The 25,653-nt window shown below is 64.4% G+C and carries 21 protein-coding genes and 3 pseudogenes; 14 read left to right on the top strand and 10 right to left on the bottom strand.

The window, feature by feature from the left end; translation table 11 throughout:
* Positions 1 to 3: 3 nt before the first annotated feature.
* The 5 genes and pseudogenes from WT60_RS10455 to WT60_RS10430 all read right to left on the bottom strand — a co-directional run bounded on the left by WT60_RS10455 (position 4) and on the right by WT60_RS10430 (position 3,383).
* Positions 4 to 282: a type II toxin-antitoxin system RelE/ParE family toxin gene (locus WT60_RS10455; protein ID WP_186448529.1), complete on the bottom strand. Its 279-nt coding sequence runs from the start codon at positions 280 to 282 to the stop codon at positions 4 to 6.
* Entirely contained in the window at positions 270 to 527 is a 258-nt protein-coding gene (locus tag WT60_RS10450) for a hypothetical protein (RefSeq protein WP_226377224.1), read from the bottom strand. The genes WT60_RS10455 and WT60_RS10450 overlap by 13 nt, the downstream gene beginning before the upstream one ends.
* 56 nt (positions 528 to 583) lie before the next feature.
* The gene (locus WT60_RS10445) at positions 584 to 1,468 is read right to left on the bottom strand and encodes a DUF3800 domain-containing protein (protein ID WP_222430138.1); all 885 of its coding nucleotides are present in this window, start codon (positions 1,466 to 1,468) and stop codon (positions 584 to 586) included.
* A 413-nt stretch (positions 1,469 to 1,881) separates the two neighbouring features.
* Positions 1,882 to 2,157: pseudogene (locus WT60_RS35690) on the bottom strand (hypothetical protein); the annotation flags it as partial.
* Between the two features lie 138 nt (positions 2,158 to 2,295).
* A protein-coding gene (locus WT60_RS10430; RefSeq protein ID WP_100185219.1) for an IS3 family transposase occupies positions 2,296 to 3,383 on the bottom strand; the annotation gives its coding sequence in 2 pieces (ribosomal slippage) (positions 2,296 to 3,122 and positions 3,122 to 3,383; 1,089 coding nt in all).
* A gap of 68 nt (positions 3,384 to 3,451) precedes the next feature.
* On the opposite strand from WT60_RS10430, the pseudogene WT60_RS10425 reads away from it, so the two are divergent.
* The 4 genes and pseudogenes from WT60_RS10425 to WT60_RS10410 all read left to right on the top strand — a co-directional run.
* A pseudogene (locus WT60_RS10425) lies at positions 3,452 to 3,661 on the top strand (integrase core domain-containing protein); the annotation flags it as partial.
* Positions 3,662 to 3,777: 116 nt separating this feature from the next.
* Positions 3,778 to 4,689 (top strand): alpha/beta fold hydrolase, encoded by a 912-nt coding sequence (locus WT60_RS10420; protein ID WP_060355600.1) that lies wholly within the window; start codon positions 3,778 to 3,780, stop codon positions 4,687 to 4,689.
* Between the two features lie 297 nt (positions 4,690 to 4,986).
* Entirely contained in the window at positions 4,987 to 6,045 is a 1,059-nt protein-coding gene (locus WT60_RS10415) for an NAD-dependent epimerase/dehydratase family protein (RefSeq protein ID WP_059577516.1), read from the top strand.
* Positions 6,042 to 7,037: an AraC family transcriptional regulator gene (locus WT60_RS10410; RefSeq protein WP_060355601.1), complete on the top strand. Its 996-nt coding sequence runs from the start codon at positions 6,042 to 6,044 to the stop codon at positions 7,035 to 7,037. The genes WT60_RS10415 and WT60_RS10410 overlap by 4 nt, the downstream gene beginning before the upstream one ends.
* 329 nt (positions 7,038 to 7,366) lie before the next feature.
* On the opposite strand, the gene WT60_RS10405 is transcribed toward WT60_RS10410, so the two are convergent.
* The 5 genes from WT60_RS10405 to WT60_RS10385 form a co-directional block, all read right to left on the bottom strand.
* A complete protein-coding gene (locus WT60_RS10405; RefSeq protein ID WP_161788618.1) occupies positions 7,367 to 8,509 on the bottom strand; it encodes a trypsin-like serine protease in 1,143 nt (380 codons plus the stop codon).
* 875 nt (positions 8,510 to 9,384) lie between these two features.
* Positions 9,385 to 9,957, bottom strand: coding sequence for a hypothetical protein (locus WT60_RS10400; protein ID WP_145986767.1), 573 nt, complete (start codon positions 9,955 to 9,957; stop codon positions 9,385 to 9,387).
* Between the two features lie 534 nt (positions 9,958 to 10,491).
* Positions 10,492 to 11,232 (bottom strand): ABC transporter permease, encoded by a 741-nt coding sequence (locus tag WT60_RS10395; RefSeq protein WP_060355602.1) that lies wholly within the window; start codon positions 11,230 to 11,232, stop codon positions 10,492 to 10,494.
* Positions 11,229 to 12,179, bottom strand: coding sequence for an ABC transporter ATP-binding protein (locus WT60_RS10390; RefSeq protein WP_060355630.1), 951 nt, complete (start codon positions 12,177 to 12,179; stop codon positions 11,229 to 11,231). The genes WT60_RS10395 and WT60_RS10390 overlap by 4 nt, the downstream gene beginning before the upstream one ends.
* Before the next feature lie 20 nt (positions 12,180 to 12,199).
* Positions 12,200 to 13,237, bottom strand: a complete 1,038-nt coding sequence (locus WT60_RS10385) for an FAD:protein FMN transferase (RefSeq protein ID WP_236860880.1) — start codon at positions 13,235 to 13,237, stop codon at positions 12,200 to 12,202.
* A 643-nt stretch (positions 13,238 to 13,880) separates the two neighbouring features.
* Between WT60_RS10385 and nosZ the strand changes: the two genes are divergently transcribed.
* The 10 genes and pseudogenes from nosZ (at position 13,881) to WT60_RS10330 (ending at position 25,641) form a co-directional block, all read left to right on the top strand.
* Positions 13,881 to 15,848: a TAT-dependent nitrous-oxide reductase gene (gene nosZ, locus WT60_RS10380; protein WP_038742928.1), complete on the top strand. Its 1,968-nt coding sequence runs from the start codon at positions 13,881 to 13,883 to the stop codon at positions 15,846 to 15,848.
* A 174-nt stretch (positions 15,849 to 16,022) separates the two neighbouring features.
* Positions 16,023 to 17,273 (top strand): nitrous oxide reductase family maturation protein NosD, encoded by a 1,251-nt coding sequence (locus WT60_RS10375; RefSeq protein WP_060355604.1) that lies wholly within the window; start codon positions 16,023 to 16,025, stop codon positions 17,271 to 17,273.
* Positions 17,270 to 18,184, top strand: a complete 915-nt coding sequence (locus WT60_RS10370) for an ABC transporter ATP-binding protein (RefSeq protein WP_059647735.1) — start codon at positions 17,270 to 17,272, stop codon at positions 18,182 to 18,184. The genes WT60_RS10375 and WT60_RS10370 overlap by 4 nt, the downstream gene beginning before the upstream one ends.
* Positions 18,181 to 19,014: an ABC transporter permease subunit gene (locus tag WT60_RS10365; protein WP_060355605.1), complete on the top strand. Its 834-nt coding sequence runs from the start codon at positions 18,181 to 18,183 to the stop codon at positions 19,012 to 19,014. The genes WT60_RS10370 and WT60_RS10365 overlap by 4 nt, the downstream gene beginning before the upstream one ends.
* Entirely contained in the window at positions 19,011 to 19,541 is a 531-nt protein-coding gene (locus WT60_RS10360; RefSeq protein ID WP_059577497.1) for a nitrous oxide reductase accessory protein NosL, read from the top strand. Before WT60_RS10365 ends, WT60_RS10360 begins: the two co-directional genes overlap by 4 nt.
* Before the next feature lie 10 nt (positions 19,542 to 19,551).
* Complete coding sequence (locus tag WT60_RS10355) at positions 19,552 to 19,821, top strand: hypothetical protein (RefSeq protein ID WP_059670834.1); 270 nt, start codon at positions 19,552 to 19,554, stop codon at positions 19,819 to 19,821.
* A gap of 2 nt (positions 19,822 to 19,823) precedes the next feature.
* Positions 19,824 to 20,243 (top strand): hypothetical protein, encoded by a 420-nt coding sequence (locus WT60_RS10350; protein ID WP_059670844.1) that lies wholly within the window; start codon positions 19,824 to 19,826, stop codon positions 20,241 to 20,243.
* Positions 20,244 to 20,266: 23 nt separating this feature from the next.
* A pseudogene (locus WT60_RS10345) lies at positions 20,267 to 20,793 on the top strand (c-type cytochrome).
* Positions 20,794 to 20,865: 72 nt separating this feature from the next.
* A complete protein-coding gene (locus WT60_RS10340) occupies positions 20,866 to 22,998 on the top strand; it encodes a 4Fe-4S binding protein (protein ID WP_060355606.1) in 2,133 nt (710 codons plus the stop codon).
* Positions 22,999 to 23,208: 210 nt separating this feature from the next.
* Positions 23,209 to 25,641, top strand: coding sequence for a DUF3772 domain-containing protein (locus WT60_RS10330; RefSeq protein WP_059670832.1), 2,433 nt, complete (start codon positions 23,209 to 23,211; stop codon positions 25,639 to 25,641).
* Positions 25,642 to 25,653: the final 12 nt, after the last annotated feature.

Raw genomic sequence — 25,653 nt, 5'->3', positions numbered from 1 at the left:
CTCTTAACAATGCTCGCGGCTATGCCATACCCGGGTCACGAGCACCTCGTCGCCATCCAGTACGGCATACCTGATAACGTAGGAACTACGGCCGAATCTGGCCGCCCATTCGCGAAATTCCGCCCGAGGTGCACCGATGCCGGGGTTTTCGGCGATCAAATCGGCTGCGTCCACAATGATCTGAGCCGCACGGCGTGCAGCCGCCGGGCTGTTCATCACGAGAAAATCGTACAGTCGTGCAACGTCTTCCAGCGCATCTGGATGCCAGATCAGCGCGGGCATTCGGTACGATTTCCCGAAGCAAGTTCAGTCAGCCACGCGCGAACACGGTCATGTTGCACCGCCGGCGTACCTGAAAGATACGAATCGAGTCGCGCCCGATCCATTTCGAGCGACAAAGCATCGGCGCAAACCGTGGCCACATATTCGTCAACGGACTGGCCTGACCGGTGTGCCGCCGTTACGATGGCGGCTTCCAATTCGACGGGCAATGCAACAGTGAGCATATCGTTCCCCAATTTCTGCATGCCACTATTGTAGCGGTATCTGAAGCCCTTTGTTCACGTCACGGCCCGCGTCCAACCTACCTGCCGTACTTCGCAAATTTGTAAGCTCTGCGCCACTGGACAGACGGCTTTGCTTGCACGGCCTCAAGATACGCTGATAGTTTCTCGAATTTCTTGCCCTCGCGCACAATGAGGGACTTGCTCCTGACACGACCGCTAATAGTATGAAAGCACTCCCCGTAGAACTCTCTGACTTGCTCTGGCAGCTTCGGCTTATAGCCCAACTCTGCCTCTAGAAAACGACGAATACAAAAAGCAACAAGATCGGACAATTGAATCATCGGATTTTTCTTCGAATCAACTGGATAACTAAACTCAACAATCCACTTTACTTTTTTATTCGCAGGACCCACGAATCGACGATGATGAATAATCGACTCTATGCCCTCATGGTGTTCTTTTTTCTCGTCCAACACCAACATTCCGCGAGCAGATTGACCAAGATTTCTCTTTATGTGCCAGTTAATATAAGTGATCAGATAGTCAAAAGAAACAAGATATGGACTCTTTGAGTCAAAAATACAAACATACTCACTAGTCACTTCTTTCATACGTGATTTGTCGATCGAAAAATAATGAACGTGATGACCAAGATCGCCCAGCAACCCAAGAAGATTGCGTACCAAACCTAGTCGTCTTTCAATATCGTGACCCTCGAAGACCCCCTCGCCATTCGGCGAAAGTAATTTGCTGGAATGCAACTCAAAATTATCTGGAATCTTTCCGTCGAAATAATCAGCAAGGCACTTATCCAGTCGCTCTTTAGTGTTATTCCACTTTTTATCCGCGACGCTTAGGCCAGCCAAAACGAATATTGGCTGCTGCTCATTTTCAAGATCAGGACCGGTGTCACCGCTTTCATCCATATAGAAGAAATGCATAACGCCCCCTTTCTTCGTCATCAACTGCAAAGTGCGAGAAGACCAGAAGCAAGCACAGGAAGTCACATAAGGGGCGGATTATCGCAACTTTTTTCGTATTGCTTTTTGACGTATGAATTTATGTAACCATTCAGTCCATACCCCCGGACGGCAAGCCCCTTCATATTGTCAACGTGTTGTTGGCCGGGAATAAGGTAACTGTATAAATAGAGACTGTTGTTATTAAATTCCACCATAACTGAATCATTGGAAATCTCATACGCAACGACCCCCGAGCCCCCGTTAAGATTTTTGTATCGATCCATGTTTTTCCCCGTAAGCCGCCACCATTTATCAAGATTTACGAATCAATATTCGGGCAGGCGTTTTAATAATGGTACAACTCAGGCTTTACGACATCAGTTTATTCCCTGAGAAGATTCTTCCTGAAACGGCTAATTCTCTCGCGTCGACAACCAGAACACGCCCAACTCCTGACGCCAGAACGCTTGACAGCGATCCAGCGTAGCCCCAGCACGCAACGCCGCGCCGAACGCGACCTTCAGCGCCTCAACAGGATTGTTTGAGAGAATGTGTCCGATCGGCATGACTTCCGGGACGACCACGCCGCGACTCGTCCAGTACCGCTTTTCGTTCAGCGCGTGCTCAGTAAAGTTCTTTGTGATGTACTTCGCTAGGTAAGCCGCAAGCTTGTGGCGCAGCCCCTTTTGGAGCAGCCCCCTGAAACGTCGGACACAGTCACCCGCTTACAATAGCGGGTAGGCATAAGACTGTGTATATGACTAACAACAAGAACGAAGTGATGGTGCGGTAATCCCCCCGCTTTTAACGCGAGTCAGAAGTAGAGACTATGCCGCGGCCATGAGCCGCTGTTTCGGCGTCATGCCGCCAAGGCCCATGTTAGGGCGCTCGTGATTGTATTGCCACATCCATTCGGTCGCGAAGCTCTGCACGTGCGCAAGGTTGTCCCAGTAGTACTGCGACAGCCACTCATAGCGCACCGTCCGGTTGAATCGCTCCACATAGGCATTTTGCTGCGGCTTGCCCGGCTGAATGTAGTTCAACGCGATGCCATGCCTGGCTGCCCATTGCGTGATTGCCTCGCTTAAGTACTCGGGACCGTTATCGCACCGTATCGCCATCGGTTTTCCTCGCCAGCCGATGATCTGCTCCAGAGCCCGGATGACGCGCGCCGAGGGCAACGAGAAGTCGATCTCGATGCCCAATGCTTCGCGGTTGAAGTCGTCGATCACGTTGAACAGTCGGATACTGCGGCCGTCCTTCAACTGGTCGTGCATGAAGTCCATCGACCACACCGCATTCACCGACGCCGGCACGATCAGCGGCTCCGGCGCCTGCCGTACAAGCCGCTTACGAGGCTTGATGCGCAGGTTCAGCTCCAGTTCTCGGTAAATCCGGTACACGCGCTTATGGTTCCAGCCGAAGCCCTTCACGTTGCGCAGGTACAGGAAACACAGCCCAAAGCCCCAGTTGCGATGATTGTCGGTCAGCCGTAGCAGCCAGTCGGCAATCTGCTCGTTCCCTGCATTGCGCTGCCGCTCGTAGCGGTAGCACGTCCGGCTTACGCCAAATGCCTCGCATGCGAGCCGGATCGACACGCCCCGGCTCGCTACTGCTTCTCTGGCCATCTCGCGGCGGGTAGATGGCCTCAGTCTTTTTTTGCCAGCGCCTCTGCGACGATCTCCGCCTTGATCTTCTCTTCCACGTACATCTTGCGCAGTCGCGCGTTTTCCGCTTCCAGCTCCTTCATCCGGGCCATCAGCGACACGTCCATCCCGCCGTACTTGCTGCGCCAGTTGTAGAACGTCGCCGTGCTGACACCCAGCTCCCGGCAAATCTCCGGCACCGCCACGCCAGCCTCCGCGCGCTTGAGCGCATCCATGATCTGGCTATCCGTGAACTTCGACTTCTTCATTGCGTAGAACTCCCTTTGCTGGAAATTCTACTTCTGATCCCACCTACTGGACGGGAGGATTACCGTGCAGCCCGCAGAGCAACGGGATGGCCGAAAGCTTCGTGAAGACAATGAAGCGCGATTACGTTGCCTTCATGCCCAAGCCGGACGCAGCGACTGCCGTGCGCAATCTGGCTGTCGCGTTCGAACATTACAACGAGAAGCATCCCCATAGCGCGCTGGGGTACCGCTCGCCACGCGAGTTCCGACGCAGAGCCGAATCATCGACTCAAGTGTGAGACCGTGTACGGATATATGAGGTAAATCCAGCGACGTTTATGATTGGTACGCTACGTTACGAAAACCGAATGATCTTCATCGACGGCGCGGTAAAGAACTACCAGCATGAAAAAACATGACAACATTGAAATCCAACGATATTGACTTGGCCTACGAAAGTTTCGGCGACGAGACCAATGAGACGATCCTACTGATCTCCGGTCTTGGAACGCAGATGCTCCGCTGGACCGCTCCATTTTGCGAGGCATTAGCGGAGAGAGGCTATCGCGTTATCCGGTTCGACAATCGCGACGCAGGTCGCTCGACGCATTTCGCGAATCACCCCACACTGGATTTTGGCGCGTTGGCCGCCATGCTGGCGAATGGCCAGCGACCAGAGGTTCCCTACACGCTCCAGGACATGGCAAGCGACGCCATGGGTCTGCTTGAGGCTCTTTCGATCGAGAAAGCGCATTTGGTTGGTCGTTCAATGGGCGGAATGATTGCGCAGATCGCGGCAGGCGAGCACCCCGATCGCGTCCTTTCTCTGACATCCATCATGTCCAGTTCTGGCAATCCAAAACTTCCTCCTGCAGAAGCGGACGTCATGGCGCTGATGACGAAGCCGACGCCGAGCCCCTTCGACGACGAATCGGGCTTTTTGGAACACAGTCTCGCGTTTGCGCGACGCATTGCCGGGACCGGCGCTCCGTTCAACGAGGAGGCCCACCGTGCGCTCGTTTTGGAAGAAGTCAGGCGCGCCTACAATCCAAGCGGATTCGGCCGGCAAATCACAGCAATCGCTGTGGCAGGAGACCGCCGGCCGGAGCTTGCAACCATCAACGTTCCAACGCTGGTCATCCATGGCGCGGACGATCCGCTGTTCCCTCCCGATTGCGGTAGGGACACGGCCGCGTCTATCCCGGGGGCGGAATTCATGCTGATCAATGGTATGGGACATGATCTGCCGTCGACGTTCTATCAGGCAGTGGCAGATGCGATCGACCGAACCGCTCTTCGGGCCAGAGGTGGGACCCTGATGTTATAAATTATTCGGGGCGCAACGACTTGACGGTGCACCGAGGTCCCGCTCGTTGTGCGAGTTTCGACACCGTGCAGTTTCATTAACCTAAGTGTGACGCAGTGTCCGATGATATGGGGGCAAATCCAATGCCGCCCAGCCCGGTCTCTCGCAGACAACGAACGACACCACAGCGCTCGCAAGACGATCCGCGCGTGCGCTCACCATGGCGCGCCGCGCATGCCGATTGGCGCGCTTGGCGAGTTACGGCGCGCGTGAAAGCCGGCATCATGTCGAACATCATGTGAAGTGGAATCGACGACGATGGACATCAACACCGACACCCCGGTCATGGTGACCGGCGCAACCGGCTACGTCGCGGGCTGGCTCGTGAAACGGCTGCTCGACGCGGGCTTCACGGTTCACGCGGCTGTGCGCGATCCTGCCGACCGCGACAAGCTCAGGCATCTGGAGCGGATCGCGGCCCGCGCGCCCGGCGCGATCCGCTACTTCCGCGCCGATCTGCTCGAACCCGGCTCGTATGCGCAGGCAATGGCCGGCTGCGGGATCGTGTTCCATACCGCATCCCCGTTCAAGGTCGACGTGCGAGATCCGCAGAAGGAACTGATCGATCCCGCGCTGCTCGGCACGCGCAACGTGCTCGACACGGTGAACCGCACGCCGTCGGTCCGGCGCGTCGTGCTGACGAGCAGCTGCGCGGCCATCTACGGCGACAACGCCGATCTCGCCGCCACGCCGAACGGCATGTTCACCGAGGCGATCTGGAATACGAGCTCGTCGCTCACGCACCAGCCGTATTCGTATTCCAAGACGGTCGCCGAACGCGAAGCGTGGAAGATCGCGGGCGCGCAGCAGCGCTGGGATCTGGTGACGATCAATCCGTCGCTCGTCGTCGGACCGGGCATCAACCCGAAAGGCACGTCCGAGAGCTTCGCGATCGTGCGGCAGATGGGAGACGGCACGATGAAGAGCGGCGCGCCCGATCTCGGCATCGGCGTGGTTGACGTGCGCGACGTGGCCGAGGCGCACGTCCGCGCGGCGTTCCTGCCGGGCGCGAGCGGCCGCTACCTCGTGTCGGGCCACGATACCAGCCTGCCGGCGATGGCGGCGACGCTGCTCGAACGGTATGGCGACGACTACCCGATTCCCCGGCGCGTGCTGCCCAAATGGCTCGTTTGGCTGGCCGGCCCGCTCGCGAACCGGGCCGTCACGCGCAGGATGGTGGCCCGCAACGTCGGCTTGCCGTGGCACAGCGACAATAGCCGCAGCCGCAACGAGCTCGGCATCCGCTACCGGCCCCTCGCCGAATCGATGAACGACTTCTTCCAGCAGCTCGTCGAGACCGGGCAACTGCGGCGATGAACCGCTTCGCGATCTCGCCGGGCTGGCGGATATTGCTGGCCGATCTGGATCTATCCGTCGACGAGTTGCTGCGGCGCGCGCAGTTGCCCGCCGACCTGTTCGCGCGGCCGGACGCCGGCCTGTCGACCCGCGAGTATTTCCGCCTGTGGCAGGCGTTCGAAGACATGGCCGGCGAGCCGTCGATGCCCCTGCCCCTGCGCATACTCGACTACGTATCGGTCGAGACGTTCGATCCGCCGATCTTCGCGGCGTTGTGCAGCCCGAGCCTCGAAGTCGCGGTACGGCGCATCAGCCAGTTCAAGCCTCTGATCGGTCCGTTGCGCCTGCGCGTCGCACTGGAGGCGGACGCGCTCACGCTCGCCATCGACTTCGTCGAGCAAGACGTCGCGCCCCCCGGCGCGCTGCTCGCGACCGAACTCGGCTTCTTCGTGAAACTGGCGCGGATCGCGACCCGCTTGCGCGTGCCTGCGAGCGCGATTACGCTGCCGCGAGAACTGCGGCCGCACGACGACTACGCACGCTTTTTCGGCGCGACGCCGCGCTATGGCGCGGCGCCATCCGTGAGCTTTGCGCTGTGCGACGCGCGACGCCCGTTCGTGACGGCGAACGACGCGATGTGGCAAGTATTCGAGCCTGACCTGCGTCGGCGCCTGACCGCGCTGTCGGCCGAAGCCGGCATCGTCGAGCGGGTCCGGGCAGCGCTGCTGGAACTGATCCCCGGCGGCCTCGCGACCGCCGAGGACGTCGCGCGCTCGCTTGCGATCAGCAAGCGCACGCTGCAGCGCCGGCTCGGCGAAGAAGGCGCGAGCTTCAAGGCCGTGCTGGCCGACGTGCGCGAGCGGCTCGCGTGGCACTACCTCGATCGCTCCGATTTACCCTACAGCCAGATCGCGTTCCTGCTCGGCTACCAAGATCCGAACTCGTTCTTCCGGGCGTTCAGCACATGGACGGGCATGACGCCCGACGCCGCGCGCACGCGCGCGACGCGCTGAGCCGGCACGCGCCCTCGGGCCGACCGGCCCCAGCGTGTGACTTCCACCGCAAGCGGCCCGCTGCAGCGGCGATGCGTTCAATTGCGGCGGCCGCTGCGCGATGAAGACGTGAGCAACGACACGCGCGGCACATGCGGCCCGCACATTTCCCTATCCTCGGATCGAAGACGCGCCACGCGCCCCTTCCGGCCGTTCGTCGAGTCAAACCGTCGTTTTGATCTCGACTCCGAACAGTCGAGAAGATGCGCCGCGGCGCAGCGTTCGCGCCGTCGTGCCGCATCGGCACGACGAGCGCAACGCCGCACGCGGCGCACTCCCTCAGATCGCCGTCAACAAGCCGCCGGCGTGCTGCCGCATACGGTATTCACGAGCACCACGATGTTGCCGCTCGTGAACGGAGAAGCGCCCTGCTGCTTCACCGTCGTATCCGTATAGCCCCAGCTCGTCACGCCGACCACGACATTGTGCGAGGCCGCGTTGCCGAAACCCGTGCCGTTGAGCGCGGGCGGCATGCCGAGATTGACGAGCCACGGGCCGCCGCTCGAACCTCCGGTCATCAGCGATCCGATGATCGTGTTGTTCGAATAGCCGGCGGACACGAAACCTTGCGATCCGTTGCGCTCCATGAAGACGCCGTTATCCAGCGCCACCGGGTAACCGAGCTGGTCGATCTGAGCGAGCCCCGACGAGTTGTAGCTATATCCGTTCCAACCATAGCCATACCATCCGGCGCTATTGCCCGCGTACGCTCCGCCTTGCGGCGTCAGCACGATCACGGCCACGTCGTCTTGGCAAACGACGCCGGCGACGGCGCACGGATCGGAGCCGTCGAAGTAGGACGTCATGATGGTGGCGGACGCCCCGCTCCATACCCCATAGGGCGCCGACCCATTGCTATAGTCGGGAACGAATACCCAGTTCGAATAGAACTGCCGCTGGCCGAAATTCGCTACGCAATGCGCCGCCGTGACGACCACTCCCGGCTTGATGAGGGATGCGGAGCACAGATAGGTTGCGGAGCCGATGTTGAAAAACAGCTTCCCGGCCGGGCGGAACGGATAGTAATACTGCGTGTTGTCGCCGTATGCGTTCACCTGGCTGGTGTTGTACGGCTGATTCGACGTGCCGAATTCCTGCGGCTGGACCCCGGTCTGGCTCAAATCGACGGGCGCCACCAATTGCACCGGTCTTTGCTTGCCGTCGCCCGCGCCGCCTCGCGCGTAGCCGGGCAAGCCGAGAGTCGGCTTGGCGTTGTACATCAGCGATTCCAGCATGGTGGGCGGCGCAGCGATCGGCTTCGGCAACGGCATCGGCAATGCGTTCTTGAAATCGATCGCGGCCACTTGCACGGCGCGCTCCGGCAACGTGAGCTGTGTCACGCCTCCATGCGTCTTGATCTGCTGGGCAACAGCGCTGGTCGCGATCAGCGAACCGAGCGCGGCAAAAGCGACTTGCTTGATCAAACGTTTCATTTGAATCTCCTGGCGCATTTTTGAATGATTTTTTCCGAGATTCGAAATTTTGTTCGAATGTTAAAACGCCCCTCGGCACACATTTGGATCAATGTCAGGCGAATTAGACGCTTTGCGAGGCCGTCGCGAGCGACATCGCTCACGGGCGAGCCTCTTTTTTGTTATTGATCGATCAATTCGATTGGACGGCCGGTTTTTGATTTATCAGTATATTTAATACCTGTCGTCCGACAGGACACGATGGAATGTCGATTTGAATTGCCTTTTAAGCGTTGACTTTATTTTGATTTTCGACATCGATGTGAGATGTCTTTTGTCCAGATGAAAGATGGCGTAGATCCACTTTACATTTTATTTTCTGCCTGCGATATCATATTATTTCATAACGGTTATTATTTTTAGTAATTCCCCCTGAGAGAAATGGTAGTGTCGGCATCCGGCGTTCGCGAGCGTCGTACAGCCGGCCGGGATGGTTCTGCGCGGGATCGCGGCATGAGACAACATGCACGCGCGCGGCGCTTCGGTTTTGCGCGGCGAGCTCGATTCATCCGTCCGGCGAGCCGCGGCGCGCCGTGCGACAGCGGCGTCATCCGCCGGGCAGGCTCCCCATCGCCCTCGCCGGAGCGTGACGTCACGTCGACCGGCGCACGTCGAGATCTGCGCTGGCTCCGCGTCCTCACGTAGACGATTTCATGGCGGCACGGCATTCGGGCAAGCCACCCCATCCCCTTCGACACCGTGCCGCCCAGTCGCAATCGAGTCGGGATGTCGGGGCGACCTGGGCGTCGCATCGCTAGCCACGGATATCCCCGTGTATTCCCCTTTTGCGCTCAGTTCTTCGAACTCGAGCGCTTCCTCTCGCGAAACGGATCGCTCTAGCGGAACTGTTCCCAAGGACCTGCAACGGAAGCGCGTGCGCGCAGCATCCCGTACTGATCACCGGTGTAACCGAGTTCCGCCGAGACGAATAGTCCATTCGCCTGCGACTGGACCGTCGTGCAGCCGAGGCCGCAGGCGCCGAACGTGAATTTCTCCCACGGCCCGACAACGGACGCGCGTGCGCGCAGCATCCCGTACTGGCCACCCGAGTAGCCGAGCTCCGCGGAAACGTATAGTCCGTTCGCTTGCGATTGAATCGTCCAATACCCGTCGCTCGTGTAGTTGCACACGGTGTACTGCTCCCAGGGGCCCGCCGCGGTCGCACGGGCGCGCAACATCGCATATTCGCTCCCCGCATATCCCAACTCGGTCGATACGAGGTCGTGATTGGCGAGCGACGTGATGGACACATTTTGCGTGCACGCCGGACCAACCGCGTTGCGCACCGCAGGCGCGGCAATCACGCTCGACAAACTCCGCATCCCGGGCGCGGATTCCCCGTCCGCGAAGGCGAGAGGCGGGAGCAGCGCGACTCCGGCGGTCAACATTGCCGACATGACGTGATCCAAACGGCGCCTCCAAAGCATTGCATTCATTTTTGCCCCCAATTAAACACCCGATAACGAATGATCAGAAATGCGCGGCATGGAAACGATTTCTCTTTACAGCCTCCATCGAAGCGGCCGCGCGACACTCGACGCCAAACCGGTTTCATCGAAATTTCACTTCGTTTTCAACCCCGTTTAATCAATACGGATTTAATTTTTTAAATCCCTCCATGCCTTCAGGAACGATAGATCGTTTTCAACGAAAACATAGAAACTTCAATTCCGCACGAGGATGTTAAATTTCAAACGCCGATTCATTTAATCGAGGATATCGATTCACAATCTGAACTGGTGAATATGGGCGACTTGGAATAATCGTCGTAGAGCCCTGCTCTGTTGGCAGCTTCGGAAGGTCGCCGCATCGACGGGGCGAAGTCGTGTGACGTGGCCGAATGGGAAACCAGACCGTTAGTTGCACCTCTGGATAAACGGACGTTGAGCACGGCTGTCGTGCGCCGTCCCGACGCGTGCCGCTCGACGGGCCCGGATCGCGCGCTAAGCGTCCCGCCGCCCGATGCGACGCACGACGAGCCAGCCCGCGGCGGCGAGGCACGCGGCGAGCGCCGCGATCGAGCGGGACGGCGCGATCGCGAACTGCGTCGTCAACACACCGCGCATCAGGTCGACCCCGTAAGCGGCGGGATCGAACGCGGCCGCCGCGCGAATCCAGTCCGGCGCGAGGTCGAGCGGATACAGGCCGCCCGACAGGAAAAACATCGGCAGCAGCAGCGTGTTCGACACGACCGGAAACACGATCACCGAACGGAACGGCAACGCGAGCGCGAGTCCGAGCGCCGAGAACACGAGCGCGGCGAACGCCATCGCCGCGACGAGGAGCGCGAGGCGCGGCGCCGTGAGGCCGATCCCGATCGCCGGCGAGAACGGCAGCAGCAGCAGCGCCTGCATCCACGCGAGCAGCGCGCCCGAGCCGATCTTGCCGAGGGCGATGTCGACGCGGCGCACGGGCGACACCAGGAGCGCGTTCAGAAAACCGGTCTGGCGGTCGTGCACGATGCCGACTGCGGCCGAGATCGCCGTGAACATCAGCGACAATCCGACCACGCCCGGAAAAATGTACGCCTGGTAACCGCCGATCTCCGCATAGGTGCCGCTTCGCAGCGCCGCGCCCAGCACGAACAGATACAGGAGCGGCTGCGTGAGCCCGAACAGTATCCGCAGCGGCGACGCCCAGAAGCGCTTCAGATCGAACCAGACGATCGCGAGAACGTCGCTCATGCGCGCTCCCCGGCGCGCGGCGCCGCCGCGTCTTCGCGCCGCCGCGCGGCGATCCAGTGGCCGACGACGTCCTTCAGGCCGGGGGCCGCGATATCCGCGCCGAGCACGCGGCACGGCATCCGTCGCAGCAGCGCCGGCAGCACGGCCTGCGGATCGGCGCCCGCGACGACGACATTGTCTTCGTCGACTTCGACCGGATAGCCGTGCTCGGCGAGCCAGCGGCGCGCGGCGTCGATATCCGGCACGCGCAGGCGGATCACGCCGGGCACGGGCGCGCGCATCGCACGCCACGAGCCGAGCGCGACCCGCTCGCCGCGATCGAGCACGACGATGCGATCGGCGTCGCGCGCCTCTTCCGTGTAATGCGTCGAGCACAGCACCGCGCAGCCGTCGGCGACGAGCCGCTTGATCTCCGCCCAGAACGCATCGCGCGCGGCCACGTCGAGGCCGAGCGTCGGCTCGTCGAGCAGCAGCACGCGAGGCTTCGCGACAAGCGCGCGCGCAAGCTCGAGCCGCCGGCGCTGGCCGCCCGACAGCCAGCGCACCGGCGTCGCCGCGTGCGCGTCGAGGCCGAGCATCGCGAGCAGCTCGCCCGTGCGCGCCCGCTCGGCGCGCCCTCTTACGCCCTGGCAATGCGCGATGAACCACAGGTTGTCGCACGCGGACAGGCGCGGCTCGAGCGCGGACTCCTGAAACACGACGCCGATTCGCTCGCGCACCCTGGCCGGCTGCGCGAGCGCGTCGACACCGTCGACGAAGATCCGCCCGCCGCTCGGCGCGGCGAGCGTCGCGACGAGCGACAGCAGCGACGTCTTGCCCGCGCCGTTCAGCCCCACCATCGCGACGAGCTCGCCGTATCCGATCGACAGGCTCACGCGCCGCAGAATCGCCCGGCCGCCGCGATGGAGGCTCACGTCCTGCAAATCGATGCTCGGCCCGTGCGACATCGCGACGGCGCTCCCGTCGCTCAATCGAGGCGAGCGGCGCTCAGCGCCGGATCGGCGAAGCGCACGCGCGCGGCCATCGCGTCCGTCGCCCACACGCGCCCTTGCGCATCGACGATCAGCACGGCGTCGACGCCGAGCCCGCGCGTGAGCGGCATCGCCGCTCGTCCCGCGATGAAGGGCGGCTTGCTCGCGCCGTCGGAAAGCGCGCCGGCGTGCGGGCCGGGCGCGACGAGCACGGTCACCGATTCGCTTTGCGTCGCGGGAAAGCCGCTGCGCGGATCGATGATGTGGCAATAGCGAACGCCGTTCGCCTGGAAGAAGCGCTCGTAATCGCCGCTCGTGCCGATCGCCTCGCCGTCGCGCAGCTCGAGCGTCGCGAGCGTGCCGGGCTTGCGCGGGTCCTGAATGCCGACGCGCCACGCCTCGCCGCCCTTGCTGCCGAGCGCGAGCAGATTGCCGCCGACGTCGATCAGCGCGTTGTCGATGCCCTGCGCCTTGAGCATCGCGGCCGCGTCGTCGAGCGCCCAGCCTTTCGCGTAGCCGCCGAGATCGATCGCGATCGCGCGGTTCGCGCTCGTAACGACGCCGGACGGCGAAATGACGAGATCCTCGATGCGCGCATGCCGCGCCGTTTCGCGTTGCACCGCGTCGCGCGACGGCGGCTTCACGTCGAACTGATCGGACTGGAAGCCCCAGAGCCGGATCAGCCGTCCGATGCCCGGCTCGAAAAGCCCCTGTGTGTCGATCGACAAACGGCGCGCCGCGCGCAGGATCGCGGCGAGCTGGGGGAGCGCGTGAAACGGCTCGCCCGCCGCGAGGCTTCGATTGAGCCGCGTGACGTCCGACGGCTGCCACGCGTGCAGCCCGCGATGCATCGCCTGGAAATGCGCGAACACCGCGTTCGTCGCCTGCTGCGCGCGATCGAGCGGCACGCCGTAGAGCGCCAATTGCACGCGCGTGCCGAATACATAAGTGCCCTGGACATAAACCTCCGGCGCTCTGAGCGTCAGCCAGAGCGCAAAGGCGATACCGATAATGGCCGTCAGCGACAGGCCAATGGTTTTCCTAAAAGCAGACAATTTAAATGCACTCGAATCAGTTTTTCACCATGAAGCTCGATGACCGAATTTCATCCGGCCAATGGCGAATTATTATTTTTCCCGGTTACTTTTTGGTTTGATTCAAATCAAATTGGGCCGGCGAAAGGTCCGACAGCGATTTCTTGGCCGGCGGTCCGCTGCGTCCGGGTGCCGCATGTCGGCAGCGTCTTTTCGCATCATTCATCAGACGTTTAAAGTGCCGTAAAACCGCGTCAAGTTGCGTCGAACCCGCACTTCGCCTCCTCCCTCCGGCCGTGTTTCGCGCATCCGGTTTGACGCCGTTCAAGCGCACCCGCGACGATGCCAGAAAACATTCATCGCCAATACCCCTTCTTGATCCAGATCATTTCTCATGAATAGGCGAGCTACGACACTAGCGACGGAAATCTTTCCGTTCAAATCACGATGAATAAATAAGTTTCATAATCCTTATTTTTTGTTTTATTTTCATTTGCCCTTGAGATGAAAGGAGATTGAGGCTATTGAGTGACATTTTGCCGCAATGCGGTGCATATCCAGTCACCAGGAAACCCGTATTTCTGAAATCGAAGTAAAGCTACCGGTTGCTTGGCGCTGAATCGAAACGATAAGTGAGAATGTGATGGCTAATACCAAGGCAAACACTGAAGACGCGGCGGCGCCGCAGGACGCGCGGCGGCGCAAGTTCCTCGCGTCGTCGGCGGTCGCCGGGCTCGCGGGCGCGAGCCTGTCGCTCGGCCTCGCCGGCTGCAACAAGGGCGGCGACGCGCCCGCCGCCGCGGGCGGCACGAGCGCGAGCGCGGCGAGCGGCGCGAGCCCCGCCGCCGCGATCGACTTCGGCAAGTACGAAGTGCATCCGGGCAAGCTCGACACGTACTACGTGTTCTCGAGCGGCGGCCACTCGGGCGACATCCGCGTGCACGGCCTGCCGTCCGGCCGCGAGATACGGCGCATTCCCGTCTACAACATCGACTGCATGTCCGGCTGGGGCATCACGAACGAATCGCGCAAGATCATCGGCACGAAGGCCAACGGCCAGCTCGACTACTTCACGGGCGACACGCACCACGTGCACATGTCGTATGCGGACGGCACGTACGACGGCAAGTACATCTTCGTCAACGACAAGATCAACGCGCGGATCGCGCGCGTGCGCCTCGACACGATGGAATGCGACGCGATCACGCCGTTGCCGAACGTGCAGGGCTTCCACGGCATCTTCCCGGACAAGCGCGACCCGCTCGACGACAAGATCAACTACACGACGCGCGTGTTCTGCGGCAACGAGTTCCACATTCCGCATCCGAACGACGGCCGCGACCTGAACGATCCGAAGAAGTACTACTGCCTCTTCACGTGCGTCGACGCGAAGACGATGCAGCCGCGCTGGCAGGTGAAGATCGACGGCAACATGGATCTCGTCGCGACGTCGTACGACGGCAAGCTCGCGTGCTCGAACCAGTACAACACCGAGAACGGCGTCCATTACGAGGACATGATGGCGGCCGAACGCGACGCGTGCGTGTTCTTCAACGTCGCGCGCATCGAGGAAGCGGTGAAGAACGGCAAGACGTTTCGCATCGGCAATTCGCCCGTGCCCGTCGTCGACGGCACGCATGCGGCGAACGCCGATCCGAAAACCGCCCTCACCTGCTACGTGCCCGTGCCGAAGAACCCGCACGGCGTGAACGTCTCGCCCGACGGCAAGTACTATGCGTGCGCGGGCAAGCTCTCGCCGACCGCGACGCTGATCTCGCACGAGCTGATGCTCAAGTGGTTCGCGGGCGAGCTGAAGGAGCCGCGCGACGCGGTCGTCGCGGAGCCCGAGATCGGGCTCGGGCCGCTGCACACAGGCTTCGACGGCAAGGGCTACGCGTACACGACGCTCTTTCTCGACAGCCAGATCGTCAAGTGGAGTCTCGACGAGGCGATCAAGGCGTACAAGGGCGACAAGGCGGCGAAGGTGGTCGTCGACCGGATCGACGTCCACTACCAGCCGGGCCACGGCTTCACGTCGATGGGCGAGACGAAGGAGCCGGACGGCAAATTCTTCATCTCGGACAACAAGTTCTCGAAGGACCGCTACCTGCCCGTCGGCCCGCTGCATCCGGACAGCGCGCAACTGATCGACATCAGCGGCGAGAAGATGCAGCTCGTCGCCGATCATCCGACGTATCCCGAGCCGCACGATTCGATCGTCGTGCGCCGCGACATCATCAAGACGCGGCAGATCTACAACCTCGACGAGTTCCCGCTCGCGGTGAAGAACGCGAAGGACAGCCGCGTCGAGCGGCACGGCAGGAAGGTCACCGTCTACCTGACGTCGCAGGCGCCGACTTTCGGGCTGCGCGAATGGACCGTGAAGAAAGGCGACGAGGTCACGATCATCCTGACCAATCTCGACAAGGTCGAAGACCTGACGCACGGCTTCGCGATCCCGTTCTACAACATCAACTTCGTCGTGCATCCGCAGCAGACGCAGTCGGTGACGTTCGTCGCGGACAAGCCCGGCGTGTTCTGGTGCTTCTGCACGAACTTCTGTCACGCGCTGCACCTCGAGATGCGCTCGCGAATGCTCGTCGAAGCATAGCGCGCTCGCACGCCGGCGGCACGTGCCGCGCGGGCGGCGGCGACGGGAACCGGGGCTTCGCGCCCGGGCGAGCACGCCGCCGTCCGGGACGACGCGGGCCGCCGGCGGCCCGCGCGCGAAGCGAACGAAGCGAACGAAGCGAAAAACGCCGACGCCCTGACGAAACGGAAAACAATGCCCACTCCCCACGTTCTCGCGACGCTCGCCGCCGCGCCGCTGCTGATGCACGCCGCGTTCGCGGCGACGCTCGCCGTGCATCCCGGCGAGCGCATCGGCGCGGCGCTCGCCGCCGCGCGGCCGGGGGATACGGTGCTCGTGCATCCCGGCCGCTACGCGGAGAACCTGACGATCGACAAGCGCCTCACGCTGCGCGGTGTCGGCCGCCCGACGATCGACGGGCGCCTTTCCGGCGACGTGATCCGCGTGGCCGCGCCGGACGTGACGATCAGCGGCCTGTCGATCGTCGACAGCGGCGCCGACCTGACCGCGCAGAACGCGGGCGTCTACGTGCAACCGGGCTCCGACCGCGCGCGCATCGACCACTGCGAGCTCGTCTACAACCTGTTCGGCATGTGGATCGAGCGCTCGGCCGACGTGCAAGTCACCGACAACGTGATCGTCGGCAAGCGCGATTTCCTGTCGCCGAAGCGCGGCAACGGCATCCAGCTCTACAACACGACGGGCGCGCGCATCGTCGGCAACACGATCAGCTACGCGCGCGACGGCATCTACGTCGACGTGTCGCATCACGCGCGCTTCGAGCGCAACACGATCCACGACGTGCGCTACGGCACGCACTACATGAACTCCTACTACAACGTCTGGGACGGCAACGACGTGTATCACAACCGAGGCGGCCTCGCGATCATGGAGGCGCGCAATCAGATCGTGCGGAACAACACGGTCTGGGGCAACACCGATCACGGCATCATGCTGCGCACGATCCAGGATTCGCTGATCGAGAACAACGTCGTCGCCGGCAACCAGCGCGGCTTTTTCGTCTATGACGCCGAGTACAACACGATCCGCGGCAACCTCGTCGTCGACAACAAGGTCGGCGTGCATCTGTGGGGCGGCTCGATCCACAACGACGTGACGGGCAACGATTTCGCCGGCAACCGCGAGCAGATCCGCTACGTCGCCGCGGCCGACGTCGCGTGGCCCGGCAACTACTGGAGCAACTACATCGGCTGGGACCCACGCGGCCGCGGCGTCGGCGACGTGCCGTACAAGGCGAACGATCTCGTCGACCGGCTGACCTGGCGCGTGCCGCCGGTCAAGGTGCTGATGAACAGCCCGGCCGTGCAGGCGCTGCGCGTCGTCGCGCGGCAATTTCCGCTGCTCGCGGTGCCGAGCGTCGTCGACGACGCGCCGCGCATGCGCGCCGCGCACGCCGGCTGGCAACAATGGGCGGGCAAGCGATGATCGAGCTGACAGGCGTCGTCAAGACATTCGGCGCGGTGCGCGCGATCGACGGCGTCGATCTCTCGATCGCGCCGGGCGAGCTGTTCGGCCTCATCGGCCGCAACGGCGCGGGCAAGAGCACGCTGTTCCAGCTGATGCTCGGCCTCGTCGCCGCCGACGCGGGCGACGTGCGGATCGAAGGCGTGTCCGCGCGCGACGCGCGGTTTCTCGCGATCCGGCGCACGCTCGGCTATCTGCCGGAAAACGTCGTGCTCTACGACAACCTGACGGGGCTCGAGACGCTGCGCTTCTTCGCGCGGCTCAAAGGCGTCGAGCCGGCCGCGTGCGCGCCGCTCCTGGAAGAAGTGGGGCTCGCCCGCGCGGCCGCGCGCAAGGTTCGCGAATACTCGAAAGGCATGAAGCAGCGGCTCGGCTTCGCGCAGGCGCTGCTCGGCGATCCGCGCCTGCTGTTCCTCGACGAGCCGACAAACGGCCTCGATCCGGAAGGCATCCGCGCGTTCTACCGGATTCTTCGCGAGCGGCAGCGCGCGGGAGCGACGATCGTCATCACGTCGCACATCCTCGCCGAGATCCAGCAGCGCGTCGATCGCCTCGCGATCGTGCGCGCGGGCCGGCTGCAGGCGGTGGGCAGCGTCGACGCGCTGCGCGGCGAGACCAACCTGCCGCTCACGATCGAGCTCGTGCTGCGCGACGACGACACGCGCGCCGTCGAGGCCGCGCTGCGCCGCGCGCCGTTCGGCGAACCGACGATCCGCGGCCGCCGGATCGCGTTCGCCTGCCCGCAACACGCAAAGATGGCGGCGATCGCCGCGCTGTCGCCGCTCGCCGCGCGCATCGTCGACCTGCACATTCACGAACCGTCGCTCGAAGACGTGTTCCTCGGCTACGCCGGATACGAGGTGAACGCATGAGCACGCCCGCTCGCCCGCCGTGGGCGCAAATCCGCGTGATCGCGGGCAAGGAGTTCCACGACCGCATCCGCAACCGCTGGGTGCTCGCGGTCTCGCTCGTGTTCGCCGCATTCACGCTCGCGATCTCGTATTTCGGCGCGGCCGCGCAAGGCGCCGTCGGTTTTCACGGCATCGAGCCGCTGATCGCGAGCCTCGTGAGCCTCACGATCTACCTGCTGCCGCTCATCGCGCTCATCCCCGGCTTCGACGCGCTGGTCGGCGAGCGCGAGCGCGGCACGCTGAACCTGCTCCTGTCGTATCCGCTCACCCGCACCGAGCTGCTCGTCGGCAAGTACGCCGGCCTCGCGGCCGCCCTCACCTGCGCGACGCTCGCGGGCTTCGGCGCGGCGGGCGCGGTGATCGCCGCGCGCGTGCCCGTCGCCGACTGGTATCAGTACGCGGGCTTCGTCGTGAGCGCGGTGCTGCTCGGCTGGGTGTTCCTGAGCATCGCCGTGTGCGCGTCGGCGTTCTGCGCGAGCCGCACGTCGGCGAGCGGCGTCGCGATCGCGCTGTGGTTCTTCTTCGTGCTCGTCTACGACCTGCTGCTGCTCGGCGCGCTCGTGCTCACGGGCGGCGCGGGGATCGGCCCGCTGCTGCCGCCGCTGCTGCTGCTCAATCCCGCCGACGTGTTCCGCATCCTGAACATCTTCGGCCCGGGCGATCTGCATACGATGTTCGGCGCCGTCAGCGCGTTTCCCGCCGCGCTCGCGTCGCCGCTCTTTCTCGGCCCGGTCATGCTCGCGTGGATCGTGGCGCCGCTCGGCCTCGCCGCCTGGAGATTCAATCGATGAAACACCGCCGCATCCCCGCCGCCGTGAGGACGGCCGTCGCCGCGCTCGCCGCCGCTGTCCTCGTCGCCGCCTGCGGCCACGATGCGCAAACGCCGCCCGCGCCGCGCGAAATCACCGACGCGACCGTCAGCGTGCTCGACGGCATGAGCCTGAAGGATTACCCGGGCCCGAAGGCGCAGATCGTCTACGCGGACGGCCAGCCGGACTTCTTCTGCGACACGCTCGGCCTCTTCTCCGTCTATCTGCGCCCCGAGCACGACCGCAAGGTCCGCGCGCTCTACGTGCAGGACATGGCCGCGGCCGACTGGCGGCACCCGGTCGGCCACTGGATCGACGCCAAGCGCGCGATCTACGTGATCGGCTCGAAGAAGCTCGGCGCGATGGGCCAGACATTCGCGTCGTTCGCCTCCGAAGCCGACGCCGCGCGCTTCGCGCAAACCGAGGGCGGCAAGCTCTACCGCTTCGACGAGATCACCCCCGAGATGGCGACGACGGATGGCGGCGTCGTCAAGGACCAGACGATGTGAGGACGACGAGATGACGCATTTCTTCCGCAACCTGCCCAACGAGGCGGCGCAGCAGATCAACGCGCTGAGCCGCCTGCTCTACGACCTGCGCGAGGATCGCAAGCGCCTCCTCGCCGAATTCGGCGCGGCCGACGAAGCGGCGCTGCTCGCGCGGATCGCGGCGGGCGAAGTCGACGAACACCCGGCGTACGAGCACTACGTCGCCGCGAAGACGCTCACCCACACGCGCGAGACGATCCGCGAGCAACTGCGCGCGCTGCTGCTCGCGCAAGGAGCATGACGATGCTGCACATCGAACTGAAGGAGCGCATCGAGACCACGTTCGACGCGACGCGCGTCGCGTCCGTCACGCTGCGCCGCGACGCGCTCGACGTGAGCCTCGCGAACGGCGTCGAGCTGACGCTGCGCATCGCGGGCCCGCACGAATACGCGATCGCCTGGCGCCGGGGCGACGCCGAGATGCGCATCGACACCGCGCCGCGCCCCGCGGGCGTCGACGCCCGCGCGCCGTCGGACGCCGCGCACCCGAATCATCTGCACACGCCGGACGGGCGCGTCGTCGCCGATCCCGTCACCGAGATCGGCGCCGAGCCGTGGCGCAACGTCCGCGTGCTGATCGAACGGCTTGCCGACGCGCCGCTGCTCGGCCACGAACCCCCGTCCGCGCACGGCTCGTCCGATGCGCGGGCCGTTACATCCTGACTCCCCTGATACGAGGAAAAACCATGAAGATTCGAAACCTGTCGATCGCCGCCGTCGGATTCGCGCTTGCGCTCGGCCTGTGGGCTGCGGCAAGCGCGACGGCGGCGCGCCGCCCGCCGCGTCGTCGGCATCGATCGCGCCCGCCGCTTCGGTCACGGTCGACGCGTCTGCCGGCGCGAGCGCCGGGGCCGCTTCCGCGCCGTCCGCCGCGCCGGCCGCGCCCGCGCCTTCGAGCGACCCGGCGCCCGCGGCCAATGCAGCCGCGGCGGCCCCGACCACCGCCGCGGACGCGCCGAACCCCGCTGGCGAGAAAGTGTTCAAGAGCGTGTGCTTCATGTGCCACCAGACGGGTGCGGCCGGCGCGCCGATCGCCGGCAACAAGGACGACTGGGCGCCGCGCATCGCGCAAGGCAAGCCGACGCTGTACAAGCACGCGCTCGAAGGCTTCACCGGCGGCAAGGGCACGATGCCGCCGCGCGGCGGCAATCCGAGCCTGAAGGACAACGAGGTCGAGGCCGCGGTCGACTTCATGGTCGCCAAGGCGCACTGACCGCACCGCCGCCGGCGACGCGGGCGCGATCGACGTCGCGCCCGCGCCCGCGCCTTCGTCAAAGTGACCAACATGAAAGCACTGTTCCGGATCATCCTGTTCGCGCTCCTCGTCGCGGCGGCCCGCCCCGGCGTCGCGTCGATCTACGAGCAGGAGCTGCCGCCCGAACTCTTCAGCCAGCCCGAGATGTGCAAGTGGACCGATTGCGCGTCCGTGCTGCCGGGCGCCAACGCGTTCTCGGCGCGCAAGGGCAGCCCGCCGTACGTCGACGCTTACGCGGACGACGGGCGCACACGCACGCTGAAGGGCTACGTGTTCCTGTCGACCGACATCGTCGACATCCAGGGCTATTCGGGCAAGCCGATCGTCACGCTGATCGGGATGGACACGAAAGGCACGATCACCGGCGTGCGCGTGCTCAAGCACAGCGAGCCGATCCTGCTCGTCGGGATTCCTGAAAGCAAGCTGCTCGCGTTCCTGCGTCAGTACGTCGGCAAGTTCGCGGGCGCGCGGCTCGAAATCGGCAACGGCGACGCGGGCGCGACGAGCGTCGACGCGATCTCGGGCGCGACCGTCACCGTGATCGCCGAGAATCAGTTGATCTCGCGCTGCGCGGTCGCGATCGCGAGCCAGGTCGGCATCGTGAAGGAAACAGTGCTGCCGCAGGCGAGGCTGCTGCCGTCGAACACGCGCTATGCGTGGCGGACGCTCGTCGAGCGCGGCGCGCTCGCGCATCTCGCGATCCGGCCGGCCGACGTCGGCGCGCCGGACACGGGCGCGCCCTATCTCGATCTCTACTACGGCTATCTGAACGCGCCCGCGATCGGCAAGAGCATCCTCGGCGACTACGAATACGCGCAACTGATGAGCCGGCTGAAACCGGGCGAGCACGCGCTGTTCGTCGTCGCGAACGGCACCGAGTCGTTCAAGGGCTCGGGCTTCGTGCGCGGCGGCATCTACGATCGCATCCAGGTCCGGCAAGGCATCAACGCGTTCACGTTCAAGGATTCCGACTACCTGAATCTGTACGCGATGCAGGCGGCCGGCGCGCCGGCCTTCGACGAGACGGGCATTTTCATCGTGCGCAGCACGCGGTTCAGCGCCGCGTATCCGTGGCAGTTCGTGTTCCTCGGCCACCGGTCCGACAAGGAGACGGGCGCGAAGACGTTCTCCGCGTTCGGCTCCCGGTACTGGCTGCCGGGCGAATTCCTCGCGGGCGGCCGCCCGCGCGTCGACGAAGACGTGCCCGCGTGGCGCAAGGCCTGGACGGCCAAGCATCTCGAGATCGGCCTGTTCGTCGCCTGGATCGCGGCCGTCACGCTCTTCTTCGCGACGCGCGAGCGCTGGGTGCGCCGCGCGACGCGCGCGGACAAGCGCTGGGTGTCGTGGCCGAAGACCGCGAGCTGGCTGATCGCGATCGGCTTCGCCGGCTGGCACGAGATGGCGCAGCCGTCGATCACGCAGGTACTCACGCTCGTCCATTCGCTCGCGGGCGGCTGGAACTGGGGGCTTTTCCTGTCCGATCCGTTCGTCTTCCTGTTCTGGATCGCGATCGCGATCACTGCGATCGTCTGGGGCCGCGGCCTCTTCTGCGGCTGGCTGTGCCCGTTCGGCTCGCTGTCCGAGCTGCTCTACAAGACCGCGCGCGCAACAGGCCTCGCGCGCCTGCAGCGCAAGCTGCCGCCGCGCTGGCACGGCCGGCTGCGCATGCTGAAGTACGCGGTGTTCGCCGTGCTGCTCGTCGTGTCGTTCTTTTCGATGCCGTGGGCCGAGAAGCTCGCCGAGATCGAGCCGTTCAAGACGACCTTCCTCGTCGGCGTCCTCAACCGCTCGTGGCCTTTCATGCTGTTCTGGACGCTCGTCGTCGGCGCGTCGATCTTCATCGAGCGGCCGTTCTGCAAGTATCTGTGCCCGCTCGGCGCGAGCCTCGCGCTGCCCGGGCGCTTGCGGCTCCTCAAGCTGCGCCGCAAGCCCGAATGCACGAGCTGCCATGCGTGCGCGGTCGGCTGCGGCTCGCAGGCGATCGACGCCGCCGGCCGGATCGATCCGATGGAATGCCTGCTGTGCCTCGACTGCATGGTCATGTACTACGACGCGCACAGCTGCCCGCCGCTCGCGAAGGAACGAAAGCGCCGCGAGAAGGCCCGCCTGCCGGTGACGCCCATCGGCAAGGACGGCCGTTACATACCGATCGAGCGGATCTGAGGTCCGCCGCGCGCCGCCGCGCATCGCGACCGGAGCCGCGCGCGGCACCGGCGCGCGGCGGCGCGCGGCATGCGCTGTCAAGAACCTTAATATTTCGTTTTCCTTTCAGTTGTTTCGGATTGTCGTCGGCGATACGCGAGCCGAAAAACCGTGGCAATCTACAGCGCATTCCGGTTGTCCGTTCGCGCAACCGATCTGTAAGGTTTCCCGATGGTCCGTTTTCCGAAATTTGCGCGCCATGTCGCGCTCGTTTGTCTATTTCATCTGTTCTGTGTGGCGCTGCCCGCCGTCGCGGCCGTCGACCTCGCGTCCGGCGCGACCGTGCCGCCCGCGCCGACGATCTCGCGCGACGAGGCCGTCGCCGAGCTCAAGCGCGTGCAGGTCACGCTCGACCGCATCAAGCAGCAGGCGTCGACCGCGACGACGTACAAGCAGCTGAACGCGCTCGACGAAGCGACGCAAGCGCTCGCGACGGACGTCGAGAAGCTGACGGCCGCGCTCGTGCCCGCGCGCGCGCAGCTCCAGGCGCAGCTCGACGTGCTAGGCCCGCCGCCCGCGCCGGGCGCCGCGCCCGAGACGGCCGCCGTCGCGCGGCAGCGCGCGGACCTGAACGCGCGCAAGACGCAGTTCGACGCCGCGCTCAAGCAGGCCGCCGACGAGAAGGACAGCCTCGTCAACCTGACCCAGCAATACTCGAAGCTGCGTCGCAGCCTGCTGCGCGACCAGCTCGTGCTGCGCTCGGGCAGTATCCTCGGCGCGCAGTTCTGGGCGCCCCTCTTCCATCCGTCGGACGACGACCGGCAGGAGCTCGACGCGTTCGGCGCGCAGATCGGGCAAATGCTGCGCGCGGCGTGGGAGCCGGGCCGGCGGCTCGGCACCGCGCTCCTCATCGCCGCCGCGCTCGCCGTGTGGACGATCGGCAGGCGGCTCGCCGAGCGCGCGCTCGCCTGGTTCAGCCTGACGAAGCTGCCGGAAACCCGCGTGCGGCGCAGCGCGCTCGCGACGTCGGTCGTGCTGGCGAGCGTCGTGACGACGGGCGTCACGGTGCAGCTCGTCTACCTCGCGCTCACGCGCGACTACGCGCTGCCGAGCGCACTGCAGGATTTCGCCGACGAGCTCGCGAAGCTCGCGCTGACCTGCGCGCTGATCGCGGGCCTCGGCCGCGCGCTCTTGTGCACGCGCCATCCGAGCTGGCGCCTGCCCGCGCTCGCCGACGAAGTCGCGCTCGCGATGCGGCCGTTTCCGGCGATCCTCGCGACGCTGCTGCTCGTCGCGGGCGCGCTCGAGCAACTGAACCGCACGGCCGACACGAGCGTGCAGGTCACGCTGTTCGGCCGCGGGATCGTGTCGCTCGTCGTCGTCGTGACGATCGGCGCGTCGCTGCTGCGCGCGAACCGCGTGCGCACCGCGCTCGCCGCGGCGGGCGAGCCGCCCGAGGCGCGCTCGACGCTCGCCGGGCTGATCCACGCAGGCGTCACGCTGACCGTCGTCGCGGCGCTCGTCGCGCTGCTCGTCGGCTATATCTCCGTCGCCCGCTTTCTGACCTACGAGCTCGTCTGGTTCGAGATCGTGCTCGGCAGCCTGTACCTGCTGACCCGTCTCACGCGCGACGTGTGCGCGAGCGCGTTTTCCGCGAACCTGTCGAGCGGCAAGCTGATCAAGCATCTGTTCGGGCTGAACGACAGCCATCTCGATCAGGCGAAGACCGTGCTGTCCGGGTTCGGCACGAGCATGCTGCTGCTCGTCGCCGTGGTCGCTCTGCTGACGGGCGGCTTCGGCACGACGCCGAACGACCTGCTCGTGAGCGTGATCTCGATGTTCGGCGGCGACAAGCTGCAGCGCCTGAACATCGTGCCCGACCGCATCCTGAACGCGGCGCTCGCGCTCGCGGTCGGCCTCTATCTGCTGCGTTCGGTGCGCCGTTGGCTCGACAACGAGCTGCTGCCGGCGATCGGCATGGACCCCGGCATGCGCGCGTCGCTCATCACGCTCTTCAGCAATGTCGGCTACGTCGCGATCGTGCTGCTTACGCTGTCGCTGCTCGGCGTCAAGTGGGACAACCTCGCGTGGATCGTGAGCGCGCTGTCCGTCGGCATCGGCTTCGGCCTGCAGGAAATCGTGAAGAACTTCGTGTCCGGGCTGATCCTCTTGACCGAGCGGCCGGTGAAGGTCGGCGACATGATCAGCATCTCGGGCGTCGAAGGCGACATCCGCCGGATCAACGTGCGCGCGACCGAGATCCAGCTGTCCGACCGCTCGACCGTGATCGTGCCGAACTCGCAGCTGATCTCGCAGAACCTGCGCAACGTGACGATGGGCAACAGCACGCAAGGCGTCGCGACGCTGATGCTCACGTTCCCGCTCAACACCGATCCCGAGCAGGTGCGCGACCTGCTGCTCGGCGCGTACCGCGAGCACGCGGCGATCCTCGAGAAGCCCGCGCCGTCCGTCACGTTCAGCCAGCTCACGCCGGACGGGATCACGCTCAGCGTGACGGGCTACGTCGGCAGTCCGCGCATCGCCGGGACGACGAAGAGCGATCTGCTGTTCGAGATCCTCAAGCGGCTGCGCGCGGCGGGCATTCCTCTGTCGAATCCGCAGACGCTGATGGTGCAGAACCTGCCGCCGCCGCGAAGCGAGTGATGCGATCGCGCC

This window comes from Burkholderia sp. MSMB617WGS, from assembly GCF_001532025.2.
In the GTDB taxonomy this organism is placed as follows: Bacteria; Pseudomonadota; Gammaproteobacteria; order Burkholderiales; family Burkholderiaceae; genus Burkholderia; species Burkholderia savannae.
Note: the sequence above shows the minus strand (reverse complement) of the source record. Positions and strands in the feature narration are given on the sequence as shown.